This is a genomic window from Exiguobacterium sp. A1_3_1, assembly GCF_048985645.1.
Lineage (GTDB): Bacteria > Bacillota > Bacilli > Exiguobacteriales > Exiguobacteriaceae > Exiguobacterium_A > Exiguobacterium_A indicum.
On the sequence record NZ_WBYY01000003.1, the window covers coordinates 15,369 to 34,876 of the forward strand.

At 50.1% G+C, this 19,508-nt stretch carries 22 protein-coding genes; 6 read left to right on the forward strand and 16 right to left on the reverse strand.

Annotated elements, in window-relative coordinates:
* Positions 1-4: 4 nt before the first annotated feature.
* From F8N00_RS00710 to prfA, 16 genes are all read right to left on the reverse strand, one after another.
* Positions 5-391, reverse strand: coding sequence for an ATP synthase subunit I (locus F8N00_RS00710; protein ID WP_023469501.1), 387 nt, complete (start codon positions 389-391; stop codon positions 5-7).
* A complete protein-coding gene (locus F8N00_RS00715) occupies positions 388-606 on the reverse strand; it encodes an AtpZ/AtpI family protein (RefSeq protein WP_023469502.1) in 219 nt (72 codons plus the stop codon). Before F8N00_RS00715 ends, F8N00_RS00710 begins: the two co-directional genes overlap by 4 nt.
* Positions 607-1,383: 777 nt before the next feature.
* Positions 1,384-2,517 (reverse strand): non-hydrolyzing UDP-N-acetylglucosamine 2-epimerase, encoded by a 1,134-nt coding sequence (gene wecB, locus F8N00_RS00720; RefSeq protein WP_058264532.1) that lies wholly within the window; start codon positions 2,515-2,517, stop codon positions 1,384-1,386.
* A gap of 124 nt (positions 2,518-2,641) precedes the next feature.
* Positions 2,642-3,271 (reverse strand): uracil phosphoribosyltransferase, encoded by a 630-nt coding sequence (gene upp / locus F8N00_RS00725; protein ID WP_023469504.1) that lies wholly within the window; start codon positions 3,269-3,271, stop codon positions 2,642-2,644.
* Between the two features lie 72 nt (positions 3,272-3,343).
* Positions 3,344-4,324, reverse strand: a complete 981-nt coding sequence (locus tag F8N00_RS00730; RefSeq protein WP_058264531.1) for a hypothetical protein — start codon at positions 4,322-4,324, stop codon at positions 3,344-3,346.
* Between the two features lie 132 nt (positions 4,325-4,456).
* Positions 4,457-5,098 (reverse strand): ABC transporter ATP-binding protein, encoded by a 642-nt coding sequence (locus tag F8N00_RS00735; RefSeq protein WP_421017598.1) that lies wholly within the window; start codon positions 5,096-5,098, stop codon positions 4,457-4,459.
* Positions 5,095-6,123, reverse strand: coding sequence for an ABC transporter permease (locus tag F8N00_RS00740; protein ID WP_421017599.1), 1,029 nt, complete (start codon positions 6,121-6,123; stop codon positions 5,095-5,097). The genes F8N00_RS00735 and F8N00_RS00740 overlap by 4 nt, the downstream gene beginning before the upstream one ends.
* Positions 6,124-6,198: 75 nt before the next feature.
* On the reverse strand, positions 6,199-7,554 hold the full coding sequence (locus F8N00_RS00745; RefSeq protein WP_421017600.1) for a HAMP domain-containing sensor histidine kinase: 1,356 nt from the start codon (positions 7,552-7,554) through the stop codon (positions 6,199-6,201).
* Positions 7,551-8,219, reverse strand: a complete 669-nt coding sequence (locus F8N00_RS00750; protein WP_058264527.1) for a response regulator transcription factor — start codon at positions 8,217-8,219, stop codon at positions 7,551-7,553. The genes F8N00_RS00745 and F8N00_RS00750 overlap by 4 nt, the downstream gene beginning before the upstream one ends.
* A gap of 74 nt (positions 8,220-8,293) precedes the next feature.
* Entirely contained in the window at positions 8,294-9,553 is a 1,260-nt protein-coding gene (gene glyA, locus F8N00_RS00755) for a serine hydroxymethyltransferase (protein ID WP_421017601.1), read from the reverse strand.
* Positions 9,554-9,664: 111 nt separating this feature from the next.
* Entirely contained in the window at positions 9,665-10,204 is a 540-nt protein-coding gene (locus F8N00_RS00760; protein ID WP_421017602.1) for a TIGR01440 family protein, read from the reverse strand.
* Entirely contained in the window at positions 10,204-10,644 is a 441-nt protein-coding gene (gene rpiB, locus F8N00_RS00765; RefSeq protein WP_023469512.1) for a ribose 5-phosphate isomerase B, read from the reverse strand. The genes F8N00_RS00760 and rpiB overlap by 1 nt, the downstream gene beginning before the upstream one ends.
* A gap of 5 nt (positions 10,645-10,649) precedes the next feature.
* The gene (locus tag F8N00_RS00770; protein ID WP_023469513.1) at positions 10,650-11,165 is read right to left on the reverse strand and encodes a low molecular weight protein arginine phosphatase; all 516 of its coding nucleotides are present in this window, start codon (positions 11,163-11,165) and stop codon (positions 10,650-10,652) included.
* 17 nt (positions 11,166-11,182) lie between these two features.
* On the reverse strand, positions 11,183-12,181 hold the full coding sequence (locus tag F8N00_RS00775; RefSeq protein ID WP_023469514.1) for an L-threonylcarbamoyladenylate synthase: 999 nt from the start codon (positions 12,179-12,181) through the stop codon (positions 11,183-11,185).
* On the reverse strand, positions 12,178-13,026 hold the full coding sequence (gene prmC, locus F8N00_RS00780; RefSeq protein ID WP_023469515.1) for a peptide chain release factor N(5)-glutamine methyltransferase: 849 nt from the start codon (positions 13,024-13,026) through the stop codon (positions 12,178-12,180). The genes F8N00_RS00775 and prmC overlap by 4 nt, the downstream gene beginning before the upstream one ends.
* Positions 13,026-14,084 carry a peptide chain release factor 1 gene (prfA, locus tag F8N00_RS00785; protein WP_023469516.1) on the reverse strand — a complete coding sequence of 353 codons (1,059 nt, stop codon included), beginning with the start codon at positions 14,082-14,084 and terminating at the stop codon, positions 13,026-13,028. The genes prmC and prfA overlap by 1 nt, the downstream gene beginning before the upstream one ends.
* 156 nt (positions 14,085-14,240) lie before the next feature.
* Between prfA and F8N00_RS00790 the strand changes: the two genes are divergently transcribed.
* The 6 genes from F8N00_RS00790 to treR all read left to right on the forward strand — a co-directional run bounded on the left by F8N00_RS00790 (position 14,241) and on the right by treR (position 19,460).
* Positions 14,241-14,609, forward strand: coding sequence for a GntR family transcriptional regulator (locus F8N00_RS00790; protein ID WP_023469524.1), 369 nt, complete (start codon positions 14,241-14,243; stop codon positions 14,607-14,609).
* Positions 14,603-15,469, forward strand: a complete 867-nt coding sequence (locus tag F8N00_RS00795) for an ABC transporter ATP-binding protein (protein WP_214747131.1) — start codon at positions 14,603-14,605, stop codon at positions 15,467-15,469. The genes F8N00_RS00790 and F8N00_RS00795 overlap by 7 nt, the downstream gene beginning before the upstream one ends.
* Positions 15,462-16,436 (forward strand): hypothetical protein, encoded by a 975-nt coding sequence (locus F8N00_RS00800; protein ID WP_214747134.1) that lies wholly within the window; start codon positions 15,462-15,464, stop codon positions 16,434-16,436. Before F8N00_RS00795 ends, F8N00_RS00800 begins: the two co-directional genes overlap by 8 nt.
* A gap of 170 nt (positions 16,437-16,606) precedes the next feature.
* Positions 16,607-17,965 carry an alkaline phosphatase gene (locus tag F8N00_RS00805; RefSeq protein WP_075643032.1) on the forward strand — a complete coding sequence of 453 codons (1,359 nt, stop codon included), beginning with the start codon at positions 16,607-16,609 and terminating at the stop codon, positions 17,963-17,965.
* A gap of 11 nt (positions 17,966-17,976) precedes the next feature.
* Positions 17,977-18,624: a hypothetical protein gene (locus tag F8N00_RS00810; RefSeq protein WP_421017603.1), complete on the forward strand. Its 648-nt coding sequence runs from the start codon at positions 17,977-17,979 to the stop codon at positions 18,622-18,624.
* Positions 18,625-18,752: 128 nt separating this feature from the next.
* On the forward strand, positions 18,753-19,460 hold the full coding sequence (gene treR, locus F8N00_RS00815; protein WP_421017604.1) for a trehalose operon repressor: 708 nt from the start codon (positions 18,753-18,755) through the stop codon (positions 19,458-19,460).
* Positions 19,461-19,508 lie beyond the last annotated feature (48 nt).

Here is a 19,508-nt window from a genome sequence, read left to right on the forward strand (position 1 = left end):
CTATTCACCTCTTTTCCCGCTTGAGTTCGTGAGTCAAGAACTCACAAAATTGTATGACGTGGCCGGCGAGAAGGCCTATTACCACCGCAGTTAATGACAATTCAGTTTGATATTTCAAACCGATCATCACACAAAGTACCGCGACCGCCATGCGTGAAACGGTCCCTCGAGACACTGGCTTACGCCCGGTCTCAATTACACGATACATACGATCGACGCTTAATCGTTGAAGCGTCAAGATCAGAAAGCTGCCAGTTCCACCAAGTGCTAGTCCATAAATGACTGGGTCACTCGGGCGTCCGATGAGCAGCAGGACAGCCAGGATTCCGTAAAAGAGTCCAAACCATCGTAAGTACGCACGATACAACGCATCTTGAAGGATGATGTTCATGTCTTCTCCCCTAACAAGTGCCTGATCATGGCGATCATGCAAAGAATGCCGATGAAAATCCCGATGAACACGGCGAACGTCGCACCCATTTTCTCCCACCATTGTTGTTGTTCCCCATAGTTCCCAACCAAAAAGCCAATGACGATCGGTGCAGCCAGTGCCGTCGAAATTTGCGAGGCCATGACCATACTCTTCGCGAGCCCACTTTGGCGCACTAGAGACGACCCCCTTTTTTCCCAATTGTGAGTTCTTTTTCTTTCCCACAATTTGCGGATTTTCATACTAGTCAAGAATACAATGAAGCAGCTTTCATAGTCAAATGAATTCACAATAAAAACAGAGCCGAAAAACCTATACATATCAACGAATGATAAGGTTTTCACAGATGTCATCCGTGCAACTCATTTCACGAAGATGTGAAGAAAATATGTAGTACTATCAACGGTTATAGAGATTGTTCATATGGTGAACAAAACCGTTGAATAGTAACGTTATATCGTGCTACCTCAACCGAAACAAGACCTCTAAAATTGATTTGTGTCGATTTTGTGAAAAAACATTTTCTGTTCACAATTGTAAACGCTTCCGAATCGGGACACAAAAACAGCTCTGACATCTGTTTGTAACAATAGATTTCAACGATTTCCAATTTTTCAATCGTGAGGTGTGTCACAGCCTAAATCGTCATGGTTTATCTTCCAGTTTCAAGGTCATCTGGTTTTACATTTTCTAAACAAATGGGCTGATTTTAGTGGAAATGGTAATAATTAAAGATGTTATTCCTATAAACTAAAACCTCTTGTCGCCATAGATGTACTAAAACAAAAAGAATCGCTTATTTCACGCGACTCCTACAGGAAAAAGCACAAGTCTTTGTGCTGTCAGAGACAGGTGAGACCTGACTCCTCGTCTAAGGACGATGGAGACGCGGCTTGCGTCTCGCCTGAGGAAAGCAAGTGAATGTAAGCGATTCGGAGAGTACTAGTCGTTTCTCATTGTGTGAGTAGCGGTGCCGGCGCTTCCCCTTGACCGAAGTGATGCAGGATCGCTTGGACGATCCGTTCTGACGCATGACCATCACCGTATGGGTTTGAGGCATGTGCCATTTCTTTATAAAGTGCGTCATTCGTCAACAGTTCGGTTGCCATCTGATAAATCGTCTCTTCTTCTGTTCCGGCAAGCTTTAACGTCCCAGCAGTAATTCCTTCCGGACGCTCGGTCGTATCGCGTAAGACAAGAACCGGAACACCGAGTGACGGCGCTTCTTCCTGAACACCACCGGAGTCCGTCAAGATTAAGTGAGCACGACTCGCGAAGTTGTGGAAGTCGAACACGTCGAGCGGAGCAATTAACGAAATCCGATCATGTCCCTCAAAGACCGTCTTCGCCGCTTCCTGAACAACTGGGTTAAGGTGAACTGGATAAACGACGTGTGTATCCGGGAATGCATCGACGAGACGACGAATCGCGCGGAACATCTGATGCATCTTCTCGCCTTGGTTCTCACGACGGTGCGCTGTCATCAAGATCAACTTCCGATCCCCGACCGTCTCAAGCATCGGATGGACGTAATCGGCTTGGACCGTCGTTTGCAGGGCATCGATTGCTGTGTTCCCTGTAATATAGACGCCAGCATGACGATTCTCGGACGCAAGGTTCGCTGCCGCTTGTGCGGTCGGAGCAAAGTGCAAGTCCGCAAGAGTCGATGTCAATTGACGATTGACCTCTTCCGGGAACGGTGAGTATTTATTATACGTGCGCAGCCCTGCCTCGACGTGACCGACCACGATTTGGTTGTAATAGGCAGCAAGGCTTCCGACGAACGTCGTCGTCGTATCGCCATGGACGAGGACGAGGTCCGGCTTGATCTCCTTCATGATCGCATCGAGTCCTTCAAGACCACGCGTCGTGATATCGACGAGTGTCTGACGTTGCTTCATGATGTTCAAATCATGATCCGGTTCGATTTCGAACAGGGTAAGTACTTGATCGAGCATCTCGCGGTGCTGGGCAGTGATCGTAACGTGAACATCAAAAGCAGGGTGTTGCTTCAGGGCGTTGACGAGCGGTGCCATTTTAATAGCTTCCGGTCGAGTCCCGAAAATCGGCATGACTGTAATCGGCATGGTGTCTTCCTCCTTTTTTCCTTTTTTCATTAAAGCATATTTCAGCAGTCTTGCGCAGTTTACGAAATAGCAACGAAAAGACCGCAGATCATCGTCTGCGGTCTTTTTGTGTATCTTACTATTTTTACTTCGTTCCGAAGAGACGGTCTCCTGCGTCACCGAGTCCTGGGACGATGTAGCCGTGGTCGTTCAACTTCTCGTCGAGTGCCGCGAGATAGATATCGACGTCCGGGTGTTCTTCTTGAACGCGTTTGACGCCTTCAGGTGCTGCACAGAGACATGCGAGCTTGATGCTCTTCGCCCCTTGTTTCTTTAAGGAGGAGATGGCGTCTGCCGCCGAACCACCTGTCGCAAGCATCGGGTCAACGACGACGAAATCACGTTCTGCGACGTCTGTTGGGAGCTTGAGGTAGTATTCCGTTGGCTCGAGTGTCTCCGGATCACGGTACAAACCGATGTGACCGACCTTGACGTTCGGCATCATGCGGAGCATGCCGTCGACCATCCCGAGACCGGCGCGGAGAATCGGGACGATCCCGAGTTTCTTGCCTTCGATCATCTTCTGCGTCGTCTTCGTGACCGGTGTCTCGATCGCGACATCTGTGAGTGGAAGGTCACGTGTGATTTCATATGCCATCAATGAAGCCACCTCGTCGACAAGTTCCCGGAATTGTTTCGTTCCTGTTTCGACCTTACGCATGATCGTCATCTTGTGCTGAATCAATGGGTGATCAAATACATGTACTTTACTCATTGTTTGCATCTCCTCTCCATTCTCTTTTCGCATTGTACTCTAAAAGCGCACTGCTTGGGAACTGTTTTTTCATCAGTCCCCAAGCGTGCTCTTGCCGGAAAGAATCGCTTTCGCCGCGTAAGACCATTCATTGTCCGGCTGTTGTGCGAGTTCTTGCAAGGTCGCGCGATAATCACCTTTTTTATATTTTTGTTCATAGACCGCTTGCATCCAGAGGACATCACTCATGTAACCCGACTTCGGAAAATCCTCACGGTACGCGATATAGTCTGCCTGTGTCGTCTTCTTTAACTTACCGGCCGCAATCAACTTATAAAAACGTGCCATCCCTGCCGTCTCTTTATTTTTCAAGACGTCTGCACTCAACAGGTCATTTGCTTTTTGATAATCCTTTGCTTGGACAGCCGCAACCGCTTCCTTTAATGCGGCTTCCGGTTTCAGATCACTCGTTTTCGTCGTTTTCTTTTTCTTAACCGGCGTCGCCTCTTGTTTTACTTCCGCTTCCGTCTTTTCCTTCTGATCGGTATTCAATTTCTCGTTTTCTTTTTTTAATTGCTCGACTTCCGTTTGTAAGTCAGCCAACTGTTGCGCAATTTTTTGATCGGTCTCTTCTTTCGGTGCAGCATTTTCTGAAGTAGGAGACCACGCTTGAATACCTACGAATAAGAGACCGGCCGCTACCACTCCGGTTGCCGCCATCCACCATTGATTCTGATTCACCGCTTGGCGCCACTGTTTTAATTTGTCATGTTTCTGAATCGCTTCCGGCAGCGCCTTGAATCGCTTCTTCGCAAGACGTCGTCCGCCTGCCTTTGAGGCGATCGCAAGACGATATGTATAATATTCAACCGGCATCGGTAAATGTTTCCATTGCAGAAGCCGTGCATCCGCTTGTTCATAAAAGCCTGCTTGTTGCATGATGATGATCGTCTTGAAATCTTCGTACAGTCGTTTGTATTCTGATTTCGTCGTACTCTTCTTCTCCAACCATTTCAACATCTGGCTTCCTGTCGTCGACGCGAGCTCGGCTTGGGTCAACTTCATAATATTCATAACGCGTAAACTCCTTCATTTCCTTTTTTAAAAAGTATAGCAAATTTTTGGAATGACATCGCCTCCTCTTACAAGATTGAATATAAAAAAAGAATCGCTTTCCATTCTCTCGAAAGCGATCCATTCGTTGTCTTATGCTGTATGAATTTTTCCATCCTCGATCCGCCAGATGCGATCACAGACGTCAAGCATCCGTTCATCGTGAGTGATGACGATGATTGTCTTCTGTCCCTCATGTGCTTGCTGTTGTAATAACTCCATCACCCGACGCCCATTCGTATAATCGAGACTTGCGGTCGGCTCGTCCGCTAAGACAAGTTGCGGATCATTGACGAAGGCGCGGGCAATCGCGATGCGTTGACGCTCACCGCCCGATAACGCATGCGGCAAATGATCTTTACGATGTTCGAGTCCGAACATGGCTAGTGCTGCGACCGTATCCACTGTTCGTCCAGCTTCTTTTGCGACGAGTTCCAGTTGCTCCTGGGCTGTCAAAAAGGGTACGAGATGCGACTCCTGAAAGATGAACCCGACTTCCTCAAGACGTAAGCGACGACGTTCTTCGCCCGATGCTTCACTGACGCACGTATCATCAAAATAGACGGCACCTTTTGTTGGTGTCTGCAGTAAACCGAGTAACTGAAGGAGTGTACTTTTCCCACTCCCGCTCGGTCCAACAAGGGCAATCAGTTCCCCTGCTTCTGCCTGTAAGTTGATATCGTGCAAGACGGTCATCTCACCATAACTCTGTTCAATCCGTTCTAACTGAATCATCCGTTCATTCCTCCCATCGCGTCTGCCGCCTCAAGTTTTTTCACCATTCGTAACGGAACGAGCGCTCCGAGGATCGCTGTTACGAGTAAAATGCCGCCGTACATCAGACTCGTCGACCATTCAAATCGGAAGGGAAGATCCGCTGGTAAGAAGCGGCTCGTCAGATAGGTGATAACGACACTGACACCAAAGGCGAGGCTCGTCAGGAGGATGACTTGTACGAGTAGACTCGCACCCATCGTCCGTGTTCGGATGCCGATTGCTTTTAGGACGCCAAGTTGTTTCATCTTCTGCATCGTCAAGATATAGAAGAAAGCTGTCAGAATCAATGCCCCGATGACGACGAGTGCAACCCGCATCATCTGGAAGGAGTTTTGCTCCGCTGCATAGCCTGGCACATTCTCAACGACTGCTTGTTTTGAGAAGACCGCTTGATCCGTTTGTAACGACTGACCGATGTACGCTGAGACGTATGATGCCCCCATCTTCGATTGCCATGCTTGCCACGATTCATCCGTCATCCAGAGGACAGGTGCGTGACTATAACGTCCGTCCGTGACCGTGCCGGCAATCCGGAACGCCTCTTTCGTCCGAAAATCGGTGATCGTATCGCCGACACGGGTTCCGCGTTGTTCCGCGTACGCAGCATCAACGAGCACTTCTCCTTTTTGCAATGATTGCAACTGTTTTGGACCATAATTCGTAGTCTCTGGTAACGCAAAGACTGTCACATCATCCTTCGTTCCATTCTTCTTCTCAAGCACCATGTTCTGGACACCGAGCGCTTCCGCGCCCTTCGGTGTCTCATCCGCCTGTAAGAATGAACGGGTCAGCTGCCCTTCCGCATCTTTACTCAGTGCAAACTGCTCGACCGGCAGATTACGGACGGCAGCCCCATTGTCGTAGGCCAGCCCGTCCGCAAGACCGGTGATCATTAAAATCAATAAAACGATCAACATCGTCACGATCGTCATCCAACTGAATCGTCCTTTCATCCGGACGAGTTCTTTCCATCCTAGTTTCATTGCGTGATCCCTCCTGTATGTTCGCTACAGGATTGATGATACGACTGCAATATGAACGGAACATGAACGCACGCGTCAAGTACGTAAAAAAATCAATGTCACAGTCAGACCGGATGAATCGGACGACAAGCTCGCATCCCCACCAAGTTGGCGCATCGTTTCTTTGACGATCGCAAGCCCAAGACCCGTCCCGCGCGACGTGCGGGATACATCACCTTGATAAAAGCGTTCAAAGGCATGTTCCATCTGTTGTTCGGTCATGCCTGGTCCTTCGTCCTTGATTCGGACGATGACCTGATTCACTTGTTCTTCCGCTTGAATGTGAATCGTCGCTCCTTCGGCTGAGACCGAAACAGCGTTTCGAATGACGTTTTGGAAAACATGTTCGAGCGCACTAGCATCTGCTTGAATCTGTAGCGCTGGCGATACATCGAGTGCGACGGCGATGCCTTGCTCATCGAGCTGAAAGGCAAGTGTTGCGAGTGTCGTCTCTAGACTCGCGCGTAGATCGAGTGCTTGCCGCTTGAAGCGCCGTCCTTCATCGAGCTTCGCTAAGATCAATAATTGACGCGTCAGCTCCGACATTCGCGCTGCCTCTTGTTGAATGATTGCCCGTCTCCTGACGTCTTCTCCCGTCACGTCGAGTTGTCCCGCGTACCCCGAGATTGTCGTCAGCGGTGACTGAAATTCATGCGAAACGTTTGCGACGAACCGGCGTCGTTCTGTATCAGACGCTTCGACTGCCGTTGCCATCTCGTCAAAGCGTCGGGACAGCTCTCCAATCTCATCGCGTGCCTTCGTTCCGACGCGGATTCCGTAGTCACCGGCCGCCATCTGTTCCGTCGCTTTGGTCAGGCGCCGGATCGGACGCACGAGATACCGGATCGAGAAGACAAGCAAGAGGAAGCTGATCACGACAAGCAATCCGAGAAACAGACCGACGAACAGGTGCAACTCACGAATTTGCCGACTCAAGTCCGGCCGGACGAAGATCGCATCCGTTCCTTGCGCCGTCTTGACTGACGTCCCGTACGTATTGATGACTTCATTGTCGAATAGACCGAGCAAGAAGAGGTGGAACGGATACTCACGCATCCCGTAGTACGGTTGACCATTTTTCACTTGCTCGACGATTTGACTTGAGAGCGTTTCATCACGAAATGGATTTCCGTAACGCTCCGTTCCGCCTTCGGTCTGCACATATAGTTGAAAGCCAGTCGCTTGTAACATCCGGTAAAACGATTCCGTCTTTCCGTCACCGTGCGTCTCGTAATAATCAATCGCTGTCTCGACCGCTTCCTCAACTTTTTGGCTATAGCTGTCCTGCCAAAACGAATAGTAGGCAATGTTACTGATTAAAAGCGCTAACAGTGCGGACACGAGTAGAACGACACAGACGAGTCCGACGATTTTCGTATAGAGGGATCTCATGATTCGACCTCCAACCGGTACCCGAGTCCACGAACCGTCTCAATCTTCACCTGATTCGTCTCCTTTAAGCGTCCACGGAGTCGTTTGATGTGGACGTCAATCGTCCGGTCATCTCCCATGAAATCAAGTCCCCAGACGTGTTCAATCAATTCCTCGCGACTGAATACCCGTCCCGGAAAACTAGCCAGCTGATGTAATAATTCGAATTCGCGCCGCGGAAGTGTCCACTCGGTCGACTGGATCGTCACGAGCTGACTGCGTTTATCGATCGTGACATCTCCGAGATGTAGGACGGGTTGCGCCGCTTTTTGATAGCGCCGAGCCACGGCGTGAAGCCGAAACACTAATTCTTCCGGATCAAACGGTTTCGTGATGTAATCATCGGCACCGGCTGCAAAACCGTCCCGTTTATCCGTCAGTTCACCGAGTGCTGTCAGCATCAAGATCGGGATGTCCCCGTTTTGCCGTAATCGCTCACACAGGACGAGACCGGTCTGCCCGGGAAGCAAGACATCGAGCACCGCTGCTTCGAACGTCATCGTGTCAATCCAAGTGAGCGCTTCATTTCCGTTTGCTGTCGCTCGAACGGAATGTCCGTCGGCTTGTAACGTCGATACGACAAGTGCTTGGATATGTGGATCATCTTCAACGACTAGAATATACATCGTACGCCTCCTTTTTTAGACAAACAAAAATCCCCTTCCCCTTCTCATAACGAAAAGGACGAAGGGGATGACGATCATCCGCGCTCTGGGTAGAGTGGGAAACGACCTGTCAAAGCAACGACACGCTCGCGTGCTTGTGCGAGAACGTCTGCTTCTTCTGGATGGTTCAAGACGAGTTCGATCAACTCGGCGATTTCTTTCATCTCCGCTTCCTTGAAGCCACGTGATGTCATCGCTGCCGTTCCAATCCGAATACCACTCGTGACGAACGGGCTCGCTGGATCGAACGGAATCGTGTTCTTGTTGACCGTGATGCCGGCTTCGTCAAGTGCATGCTCAGCGAGTTTCCCCGTGATCCCGAGCGGTTGCAAGTCGACGAGGAGCAAGTGATTGTCCGTTCCGCCTGAGACGATCCGGAGTCCACGCTTCGTCAATTCCTCACCGAGGACTTTTGCGTTCGTGACGACTTGACCGATGTAGTCCTTGAACTCTGGTGCAAGAGCTTCACCGAACGCGACAGCTTTCGCGGCGATGACATGCATGAGTGGACCACCTTGGATGCCTGGGAAAATGGCTTTATCGATTGCTTTCGCATGCTCTTCTTTACAGAGGATCATCCCACCACGTGGACCACGCAACGTCTTATGCGTCGTCGTCGTGACGAAGTGTGCATGCTCGACTGGGTTCGGGTGCTGACCTGCTGCGACGAGTCCAGCGATGTGTGCCATGTCGACCATCAAGTAAGCACCGACGCTGTCTGCGATTTCACGGAAACGTTTGAAGTCGATGACGCGCGGATACGCCGATGCGCCCGCGACGATTAATTTTGGTTTGTGCTCTTCTGCTAATTGTGCGACGACGTCGTAATCAATCATCTCTGTCTCTTGATCGACACCGTATTCCACGAAGTTGTACTGGACACCGGAGAAATTGACGGGGCTACCGTGCGTCAGATGGCCACCGTGCGAGAGGTTCATCCCGAGGACCGTATCGCCTTGCTCGAGAATCGTGAAGTAGACCGCCATGTTCGCTTGTGCGCCCGAGTGTGGTTGCACATTCACGTGCTCCGCCCCAAAGATTTCCTTCGCGCGGTCGCGTGCTAAATTCTCAGCGAGATCGACATACTCACAGCCACCATAATAACGGCGACCTGGGTAACCTTCTGCGTACTTGTTCGTCAAGACGCTGCCTTGTGCTTCCATGACAGCTTGCGAGACGAAGTTCTCGGATGCGATCAATTCGATGTTATCCCGTTGACGACCTAGTTCCTGGCGCATTGCCGAAAAGAGTGCCTCATCTTGTTGTTTCAGATACGTAAGCGGTGTTTGTTCCATCTGAATTCCCCCATTTCATTTCGATAGACCTATCTTAACACGAATGTTTCGTTCCCGGCATCCCTAAAAACAACATCAAAAAAGCAAGGGGTGCGCAACCCCTTGCATCAATCATTCGTATTTAGCACGTGCTCCACCGATTAATTTCGGTCGTGTCACGGCTGCCGTCACGTGTGCCTCACCGATTTCCTTGTGCGGCAAGCGCACGGGAATCGCAACAGCTTTCAAGTGCATCCCGATGAACGTGTCCCCGATATCAATCCCGGCGTCTGCCTGAATCGCTTCGACGACGACCGGTGCCGAGAAGCGCTGATAGGCAGCACTTGCCATCGATCCACCGGCTTCCGGAATGGGAACGACCGTCACTGGATCCAGTCCGAGTCGTTCTGCTGTTTGCCGCTCAAGCGTCAGCGCTCGGTTGATATGCTCACAGCCTTGGAAGGCAAGATCGACTTGGTGCGACCGCCGAAAGGCATCGAATACGTCGAACAACGCGTCCGCGACTTCTGGCGAACCGGCCTTGCCGATTTGTTTACCGATGACTTCGCTCGTCGAACAGCCGATCACGAGCAATTTTCCTTTTAAGGAAAATCGTTCATCCAGAGCGTTCAGTGCTTCTTCTAAATCGTGCTGGATGCGTGTCAAGTCCATTACTTCACCTCATAATCTGAGATTTTGCAAACGCGGTTCTCATGACGTCCTCCTTCGAATTCCGTTTCAAGCCAAAGCTGTGCGATCTCACGAGCCAGTCCTGGACCGATGACGCGTTCGCCCATCGTCAAGATGTTCGAATCGTTGTGCTGACGCGTCGCTTTCGCGCTGAACGTGTCATGGACGAGTGCTGCTCGGATGCCCTTGACTTTGTTCGCTGCGATTCCGATCCCGATACCTGTTCCACAAATCAAGATGCCACGATCAAACTCTCCGCTTGCGACTGCCTCAGCGACTGGAATCGCGACATCCGGATAATCGATCGAGTCGGCTGAATGCGTACCGAAGTCCGTATAGTCGATGCCGAGCTCTTGTAAGAGGTCGTTGATTTCTGCCTTTAACTTAAAACCGCCATGATCCGCGCCGATTGCTACTTTCATCTTTACTATTCCCCCGTTTGTTTAGGTTGTTTTTTCGGAAGTTTCCGTGTATCCGGAGCTTTTCTTCCGTTTCCGTTCTGCGTCAATTTTAACACAAGACGGTTGACGAGGGGTTCGAGTTCATTACGTACTTGCCGGTAGACGTTCATCGATCCGCCGTACGGATCGTTGATATCCCGTTCAAGCCCTGTCACATATTCATATAAGGTGAACGTCCGTTCTTTCAGTTCCGGATAGCGTTCACCGACTTCCTGCTTGTGCTGACGCGTCATCGTCAAGATGATGTCAGACCAACGTCCGAGTACATCATCAAAGACTTGCGTATAGTGCTCGAGTTCGATCCCGCGCTCACGCAACACTTGTAAGGCGTTCTCGGACGCATCAAATCCTTGCATCGAACGTAGTCCTGCTGAACGGACGTCGAATTCCTGATCAGCGACTTTCGAGCGTAGTAATGCCATCGCCATCGGGCTACGGCATGTATTTCCTGTACAGATGAATAAAACGCGACGTGTGCTCATCTCCGTATCCTCCTTCTTCAAGGGCGAATGACCCGACCACCTGCTGCTTTATGGAGGCGGTTGCGGACCGCAAGCCCCACCCCTTCTTCTGATAGGTCTCGTACAAAAATCTGATCCACCGTCGTCTGATCAAATCGCCGTAAACAATCGTAAAGACGTTGTGCCGCCGTCTCCATCGAATTACCAAGGGAGCAGCGGACATCTGCGTCGACATCCTCCCCGTCAAACAGGAGAACGCCCGTCTTGTGTCCGGTTTGTCGCGCATCATCGATGAGTTGCTGTAAGAATGAAAGATCCCCTTCGACGACGGACAGTGTTGCTTCCGGCGCATAGTGGGTATATTTCATCCCGGGTGCCTTCGGTGTAACATCTTTCATCGATAAGGCAGGATCGAGTGTGACAGGACCGATGACCGACTCGATTTGTTCGCGTGTCACGCCACCCGGTCGTAAAATCGCCGGTGGCGTCATCGTACAATCGATGACAGTCGATTCGACCCCGATGCCCGTTTCCCCTCCATCGACGATCGCAGCGATGCGTCCCGAGAGGTCATATGCGACGTGCGCAGATGACGTCGGTGAAGGTTTTCCGGAACGGTTGGCACTCGGTGCTGCGAGGCCCAGCCCTGTCGCTTCAATTAATTGAAGCGCGAGCGGATGGTCTGGCATCCGTAATCCGATCGTATCTAGTCCTGCTGTGACGAGTGTGGATGCGGTGCCGTTCGATTCGAGGATGATCGTCAAGGCTCCTGGCCAGAACGCCTCCATCAAACGTGCCGCGACATCTGGAATGTGCGTGACGAACTGATGTGCCTGTTCTACGGATGCGACATGGACAATCAGTGGATTGTCGGAAGGTCGACCCTTCGCGGCGAAGATTCGCCGAACAGCCGCTTCGTTCGTTGCGTCTCCTGCGAGACCATAAACGGTCTCGGTCGGCATCGCCACGACCTCTCCTTCCTGCAATAACCGAACTGCTTCATCCATCGTCTGTAAGTCAATCATTTCCGTCTTCACGCTGTACAATCCTTTCGTTCCGCATACACGATACGGTCTTTACCGTTTATATCTTTTAAAATACCCGTTTCCGCATTTGGATAACGTTCTTTTAACATCATTTGCACTTCTGGTCCTTGATTGTGTCCAATTTCAAACGCAATCAGTCGGAAATCGTCGCGTAAGACCCGTCCACTCTCCTCGACGAGACGTCGGTAAAAGACGAGACCGTCTTTTCCGCCAAACAGGGCGAGATGCGGTTCATGATCGAACACGACTTCACTGAGTAATTCTTCTTCCTCGATATAAGGAGGGTTCGAAACGAGCACCCGGACGGAATCATCTGCGAGCGGTGCGAGTAAATCTCCTTCAAGGAACGTCACGTCTCCACCAAGCGCTGCTTGATTTTGCTTCGCGACCGCGATTGCAGCTGGTGAAATATCGACGGTCGTGACCGGTTGCTCGAGTTCGAGGGCGAGCGTGATTCCAATCGCCCCGCTACCGGTACCGATGTCGACGATCTGTCCCGCGGTGAACGTCTCGCGTTTGAGACGCTCCGTCACGAAGACGATCAACTCTTCCGTTTCCGGTCGTGGAATCAAGACATCCGGTGTGACACGAAAGTCCCGTCCGTAAAACGGCTGATAGCCGATTAAATGCTGAACGGGCACACCGTGAACATGAGCAAGCAAGTATTCACTGAATCGTAAATCCTGCTCCGGTGTCAATTCATCGGACAAGCGGACAAGGAGTCCGGTCCGGTCGACTTCTAAGACGTGCATGAGTAACCATTCGGCACTTGAACCCTCGCGTCCTGCTTGTTCCATCATCGTTTTTGCCTCATTTAGACGTTTTGCGATCCGCATCAATTTGCCGCCTCCGATGCTCGCGCCTGATGTTCCATGACGAGCGTATCGATGACTTCATCCATCTCGCCTTGCAAGATTCGATCAAGCTTCTGAATCGTCAATCCGATACGATGGTCCGTCACCCGGTTTTGGGCGAAATTATACGTCCGAATCCGCTCTGAACGGTCACCCGTACCAACAGCCGACTTTCGTTTTTCATCATACTCCGCTTGCTGTTCGCGTTGAATTTTATCGTAGACACGCGCCCGTAAAACTTTCATCGCTTTTTCCTTGTTCTTGATTTGCGATTTCTCATCCTGACAGCTCGCGACGATCCCCGTCGGCACGTGCGTGACACGGACGGCGGACTGCGTCGTATTGACGGACTGTCCACCCGGTCCACTCGACGTGAACGTATCGACCCGGACATCCTTATCATGGATTTCGACCTCGACGTCTTCTGCTTCCGGTAACACGGCAACCGTTGCGGTCGATGTATGAATCCGTCCACCCGATTCCGTTGACGGAACGCGTTGGACGCGGTGCGCCCCGTTCTCATACTTCAGTTTCGAGTAGGCGCCTGTTCCTTTGACGATAAAGATGATTTCTTTATAACCACCGAGCTCCGTATAGCTCGCGTCGATGATCTCAATCTTCCAGTTCTGTTTCTCAGCAAACTTCGAGTACATCTTAAACAGGTCACCCGCAAATAAGGCTGCCTCATCTCCCCCTGCCGCACCACGAATCTCGACGATGACGTTCTTGTCGTCATTCGGATCCTTCGGTAAGAGTAAAGCTTTTAGCTTCGCTTCGAGCTCTTTGATCTCCGGCTCAAGCATCGCGACTTCTTCCTTCGCAAGGTCGCGCATCTCCGGATCCGTCAACATCTGACGTGCTTCTTGATAGGCTTCCATCTTCTCCCGATAGACGCGATATGTCTCAACAGTCGGAGCAAGCTGCGACTGCTCCTTTGAGACCTCGCGTAATTGATTCGTATCATTGATGATGGCTGGATCAGCCAACATATCATTCAGTTTTTCATAACGGTCCTCTAAGGCACTCAATCGATCCAACATCTCGGTCATCCTTCCTGGCGGTTCTTCTGTCGTCAGTATAGCAAATATTGCGATCGTTGGCGTAACCGTCTTCTCGAAAAGAAACATTGACAGACCGATTCGAAATTCCTATAATTGGTGTATTAATTGAATTAGTACACTTAAGGAGGTGAAGAAATGTTCACCGTCGATCCGAAAAGTCCCTTGCCGATTTATGAACAGTTAGTCACGCAAATCATCCGCTCGATTGCTCGTGGTCTACTCCGCTCCGGCGAACAGATGCCATCCGTTCGTGAACTTGCCGGTACACTCCTTGTCAATCCGAACACGGTCTCCCGTGCCTATCAGGAACTCGAGAGCCGCAACTTCATCGTCACGATGCGCGGCAAAGGCTCCTTCATCTCAGATATTCCCCTCAGTGAAGTCAAACAAGCCGCTATTCAAGATCCACTCATCCGTCTTTGTTCCGTCGCCGACGAACTCTCGATCTCAAACGAAGAACTCTATCAACTCATCTTACACATAAGGGAGGATTCCTCATGTTGACCGTTTCTCATCTAACGAAACAAATTGACCGTACCATGATTTATGAAAATGCATCCTTCACCCTGCCAGCAGGAACGATCACCGCGTTGATCGGTCGTAATGGTGCCGGAAAAACGACGTTACTGAAAACACTCGTCGGAGCCCTCGAGCCGACACGCGGAAAGGTCGAATGGAACAACGAATCCATTCACCATGTCCCGCAGACGCGGGAGCACCTCTTTCTCGTTCCGGACTCCGTCTCCGTCTATCGTCAAATGACACTTGGCGAACTGATCAACTTCTACAATGCGTTCTATCCGAATTTCGAAAAGACGTATATCGAAAATTATTGTCGCTCGTCGAATCTCGATCGTGGTCGTCGCGTGACATCTTTATCAAAGGGACAAGCCCAGTTGTTCCTTCTCCAACTCGCGTTTGCAACCAATGCTCCGGTTCTCTTACTCGACGAACCAACTGATGGACTTGACCGGATCAACAAACGTGATTATCTGAAACAACTCGTCTCATTACTCGCGGAGCGCCAGACAGCCGTTCTGATTGCTTCGCACCAACTCGAAGAACTTGATTCCCTTGCCGATCGTGTCATGACGATCGAAAAACACCTCGTCCGCGAACCAAAGGCACTCGACGATGCCAAAGCTAGCATGCAGAAATGGCAAGTCGTCTATGAAGATGTTCCAGAGCTCAGTCATGTCGATCTCCACGTCTTATCCCAAACGGGTCGGGTCGTGACGTTACTCGTCTTATCGGATGAAGGCGCACGTTATCTTGAAACGACAAGCCCTCTCTTAAAGGATGCTTTGCCAGTGCAGATGGAAGATTACTTCTTAGGGACATTTGGAGGGAAACGACATGGTTAAGCAATTGATCCGCTATCATATCAAGCAAGGTATTTGGCCTCTCGCTTGTTTCATTCTGCTCGCAATCTTCAGTTATGGGTTCGGCAGTTATACCGTCATCAATGAATTCGAAAAATACGATGTGTCTCAGCAACCCGATCTACTCAACACTGTACTCGTCAGTCCGTTCTTCGCTGGGTTCGCAGCGATTCTGATTGCCGTCTTCGCAATCCTGATGCTCGGCTCTGAGCGTGGAAGTGGTCGTAGTTTGATCTTGCATGCACTCCCATTCCCGAAGGTCTGGTTGTTCTGGATCAAATGGATCATCGGTGTCGTGACATTGATCGTCTTCCCGATCATCGGCTTTTTTGCTAGTTGGTTATTACTGCAAGCATTCGGTATCAATCCGTTTGATTACGTCACGTGGTCGTCACTCCTTCAAGATTTTGGTCTATTCCTTCTATTTGATGTGACGATTTTGACGATCTTCTTATTCGCCGGAACGATTGCTGGTGATATCATCGGACAACTGTTACTCGGAACGTTCTTCTTGTTCTTGAATTACTTCACGTATTTCAGTATCTATGCTATCGGTCAACTGGGTTTTGGCGTGGGCTATGAAGAATTAGACAAACCAACAAGCTTTTTGATGACGATCACGACGCCATTTGCGCTCTTCTTCGAGTACAATACCGATTTCAACATCACCTATGCTGTGTTGTTCAGTTTAGCCTTGACGGTCATCTTACTGATTTTCGGTAGTCGTCTCTATGTCAAAGGTGCGAACGAACGTCTCGGGCGTTTCACGATTTTCCCGAAATTACATCCAGCACTCATCATCACCTTCTCGATCTATACGACGATTCTGCTCGCTGGCATCATCGGTCTGATTTCGTCTGAGAACCAGTTCCTGTACTGGCTCGCGATCGCGATTCTCGCCTGGCCGACGTTTAGCTCGTATCGTCGGATGATTGGGTGGAGTCGCTAATGCAACGAATGGACCTTCTGAAATGACTTTTCAGAAGGTCCATTTTTTTGTCATCGATTCTTCACAAAGCTTTACAAACGATAAACATGGATTTCACATTCTATCCGTAAGGTGGAGTTTGTAGGTCGTATCAATCATCAAACCCCAGCACCTTTCGAGGAGGAACTCTTATGAAATTAAAACGTATCATTCCGATTTTTGCCTTATCAACCCTTTCCCTTAGTACGATGCTCTCGATGCCTGAAGCAGAAGCAAAGACAAAACCTGTTAAATCACCGGAAATCCGGAACGTCATCTTCTTGATCGGCGACGGGATGGGGGTCTCGTATACATCAGCACATCGTTACTTAAAGAACGATCCATCGACACCGGTTGCTGAAAAAACAGCGTTTGACCAATACCTCGTTGGTCAACAGATGACTTATCCGGAAGATCCGAAGGAAAACGTCACCGATTCCGCTTCCGCAGCAACAGCGATGTCATCCGGCATCAAGACGTATAATGCAGCGATTGCCGTTGATAACGATAAATCGGAAGTCAAGACCGTCCTTGAAGCAGCGAAAGAACGTGGTAAGTCAACAGGACTCGTTGCAACATCGGAAATCACGCATGCGACACCTGCTTCGTTCGGTGCTCATGATGAGAGCCGAAAGAACATGAACGCGATCGCAGACGATTACTTCAAGGAACGCGTCAATGGGAAGCATAAAATTGACGTTATGCTCGGTGGCGGTAAGTCGAACTTCGTCCGTCCGGATGTTGATTTGACGAAAGCATTCAAAAAAGACGGTTACAGTTACGTCACGGATCTGGATCAATTGCAAGGTGATAAAAACAAACAAGTCCTCGGTCTGTTCGCAGATGGTGGATTACCAAAACGGATTGACCGCGAAAACTCGGTCCCATCGCTTGAACAAATGACGAACTCTGCCATTAAGCGACTCGACTCGAATAAAAAAGGATTCTTCCTGATGGTCGAAGGTAGCCAAGTCGACTGGGCCGGTCATGACAATGATATCGTCGGTGCCATGAGTGAGATGGAAGACTTCGAGCGGGCATTCAAAGCCGCGATCGCATTTGCAAAGAAGGATAAACATACACTCGTCGTCGCGACAGCTGACCACTCAACGGGTGGATATTCAATCGGTGCAGATGGCATCTATAACTGGTTCGCTGAACCGATCAAAGCGGCAAAGAAAACACCTGACTTCATGGCGCAAAAAATCGTCGATGGTGCGGACGTCCGCAAGACGTTGACGACGTATATCGATCAGGACAAACTCGCCTTGACGGACAAAGAAATCGATAGCGTCTCCCGCGCTGCTGAATCGAAGAAATTACTCGAGATTGATAATGCGATTGAAGAAATCTTCAACGAACGCTCGCATACAGGCTGGACGACAGGTGGACATACAGGTGAAGACGTACCGGTCTATGCGTTCGGTCCTGCTAAAGAACGTTTCGCGGGACAAGTCGACAACACGGATCACGCGAAAATCATCTTCGATCTCTTGAAATCGAAGAAATAAGGAGAATGTTCATGAGACAGATACTTGCTACTTTGATGCTCGGGACGGTGCTCGCTGGTTGTGGCACTTCAGCATCACAAGACACACCAAAAGAACCAGCGTCTGCGAAACAGGAGCAGCCGGTATCGCTTGAGAAAACGAGCGCCTATGTTCCGAACCCACAACTTCCAGACGACCGTCGGCTGACGAAAATCAATCAGACCGTGACGGATGACAAGGGCGACCTGACGCTAAAACAATTTAAACCCGTAAACGAAACGCGGAAGATTGGTCCGATCGAAATGACGATCGAAGAGATCAAAGTCTTTCATGCGCGTCCAAGCTATGGCATGATTGACTTCTTCCATGGTTTTACGCATGAGGAGTCCTTTGATCTGATCAAGACACGCGTCACGATTACGAACACCAGTGATGCACCGGTCACGTTCAATCCTGTCGCCCACTTCAAACTCGATGCTGCGACAGAAAAGACGCTCGAGGACGACGTCTATTTGGAGTCGCTTGCGAAGACTTACGCCCCGTCCGAGTCACGGAGTGGTAACTTCGGCTTCATCTTGGAACATCCGGTTGACTCGATTGAACTCTTGACGAGTGATGTTCTCGATGAAAAACAAGATGTCCTCAAAAAAGGAACGACGTTTTCGACGTCTCTTCGTTGACTGACATTCACACTTCTACGCTCTATCTATTTTCCGGTCATGTCCGGATCATAGGTGGAGCTATTTTGATGCCTGTAATCGTTCCGTGCTACACTAAAGGCATTATTTGAGTGTAAAGGACGGATCATATGCCGAAGTATGTAAACATCTATCACGAGCTCGCACAGCGGATTCAGGAAGGAACGCTTCCGGCCGAAACGAAATTACCTTCTGAAACGGAATTGATGCATGAATTCGAGGCGAGCCGCGGAACGGTTCGAAAAGCGATTGATGCCCTGCAAGAAAAAGGCTTCGTCCGTAAACACCAGGGGAAAGGTGTCTTCGTCCTGTCGCAAGAAGCGATCGAGTTCCAATTCAACGGTATCGTCAGCTTTTCTGAGGCACACCGTCGAATGGGACGACATATCGTCGAGACCGATGTGATATCGTGCGAAGTGCTCCCCGCCTCTTCTGAGCTCGCTTCATTATTGCATGTGGCGGAAGGAACAGACGTGACACGTATCGAGCGCATCCGTCAGATTGATGGCGAGCGCGTTATTCGTGACGTCAATCACTTCGTGACCGCACTCGTGCCCGGTCTGACTATTGATATTGCTCAAGGGTCGATCTATCAGTACATCGAAGAGACACTCGGACGGCAGATCAGCTATGCGAAACGAAAAATCGAAGCCCGTCCTGCGACACGCGAAGACCAAGAACGACTCGACCTTCACGATATGACACACGTCATCGTCGTTACGAACGATACGTATTTCTATGAAGGACAACACTTCGAGCGGACGGAATCACGTCACCGTCTCGATAAATTTCAATTCACTGATATCGCGCGTCGTTGAATATAGGCTACAAGATGAGGGAATCCGTAGATGACGGATTCTCTCTTT

What these genes read in the sequence shown, in the direction of transcription:
- F8N00_RS00710 (WP_023469501.1), bottom strand. Translation starts at nt 391, where the DNA reads ATGAACATCATCCTTCAAGATGCGTTGTATCGTGCGTACTTACGATGG.
- wecB (WP_058264532.1), bottom strand. Translation starts at nt 2,517, where the DNA reads ATGCCGATTACAGTCATGCCGATTTTCGGGACTCGACCGGAAGCTATT.
- upp (WP_023469504.1), bottom strand. Translation starts at nt 3,271, where the DNA reads ATGAGTAAAGTACATGTATTTGATCACCCATTGATTCAGCACAAGATG.
- F8N00_RS00730 (WP_058264531.1), bottom strand. Translation starts at nt 4,324, where the DNA reads ATGAATATTATGAAGTTGACCCAAGCCGAGCTCGCGTCGACGACAGGA.
- F8N00_RS00735 (WP_421017598.1), bottom strand. Translation starts at nt 5,098, where the DNA reads ATGATTCAGTTAGAACGGATTGAACAGAGTTATGGTGAGATGACCGTC.
- F8N00_RS00740 (WP_421017599.1), bottom strand. Translation starts at nt 6,123, where the DNA reads ATGAAACTAGGATGGAAAGAACTCGTCCGGATGAAAGGACGATTCAGT.
- F8N00_RS00745 (WP_421017600.1), bottom strand. Translation starts at nt 7,554, where the DNA reads ATGAGATCCCTCTATACGAAAATCGTCGGACTCGTCTGTGTCGTTCTA.
- F8N00_RS00750 (WP_058264527.1), bottom strand. Translation starts at nt 8,219, where the DNA reads ATGTATATTCTAGTCGTTGAAGATGATCCACATATCCAAGCACTTGTC.
- glyA (WP_421017601.1), bottom strand. Translation starts at nt 9,553, where the DNA reads ATGGAACAAACACCGCTTACGTATCTGAAACAACAAGATGAGGCACTC.
- F8N00_RS00760 (WP_421017602.1), bottom strand. Translation starts at nt 10,204, where the DNA reads ATGGACTTGACACGCATCCAGCACGATTTAGAAGAAGCACTGAACGCT.
- rpiB (WP_023469512.1), bottom strand. Translation starts at nt 10,644, where the DNA reads ATGAAAGTAGCAATCGGCGCGGATCATGGCGGTTTTAAGTTAAAGGCA.
- F8N00_RS00770 (WP_023469513.1), bottom strand. Translation starts at nt 11,165, where the DNA reads ATGAGCACACGTCGCGTTTTATTCATCTGTACAGGAAATACATGCCGT.
- prmC (WP_023469515.1), bottom strand. Translation starts at nt 13,026, where the DNA reads ATGCGGATCGCAAAACGTCTAAATGAGGCAAAAACGATGATGGAACAA.
- prfA (WP_023469516.1), bottom strand. Translation starts at nt 14,084, where the DNA reads ATGTTGGATCGATTGAGTGCCTTAGAGGACCGTTATGAAAAACTGAAT.
- F8N00_RS00790 (WP_023469524.1), top strand. Translation starts at nt 14,241, where the DNA reads ATGTTCACCGTCGATCCGAAAAGTCCCTTGCCGATTTATGAACAGTTA.
- F8N00_RS00795 (WP_214747131.1), top strand. Translation starts at nt 14,603, where the DNA reads ATGTTGACCGTTTCTCATCTAACGAAACAAATTGACCGTACCATGATT.
- F8N00_RS00800 (WP_214747134.1), top strand. Translation starts at nt 15,462, where the DNA reads ATGGTTAAGCAATTGATCCGCTATCATATCAAGCAAGGTATTTGGCCT.
- F8N00_RS00805 (WP_075643032.1), top strand. Translation starts at nt 16,607, where the DNA reads ATGAAATTAAAACGTATCATTCCGATTTTTGCCTTATCAACCCTTTCC.
- F8N00_RS00810 (WP_421017603.1), top strand. Translation starts at nt 17,977, where the DNA reads ATGAGACAGATACTTGCTACTTTGATGCTCGGGACGGTGCTCGCTGGT.
- treR (WP_421017604.1), top strand. Translation starts at nt 18,753, where the DNA reads ATGCCGAAGTATGTAAACATCTATCACGAGCTCGCACAGCGGATTCAG.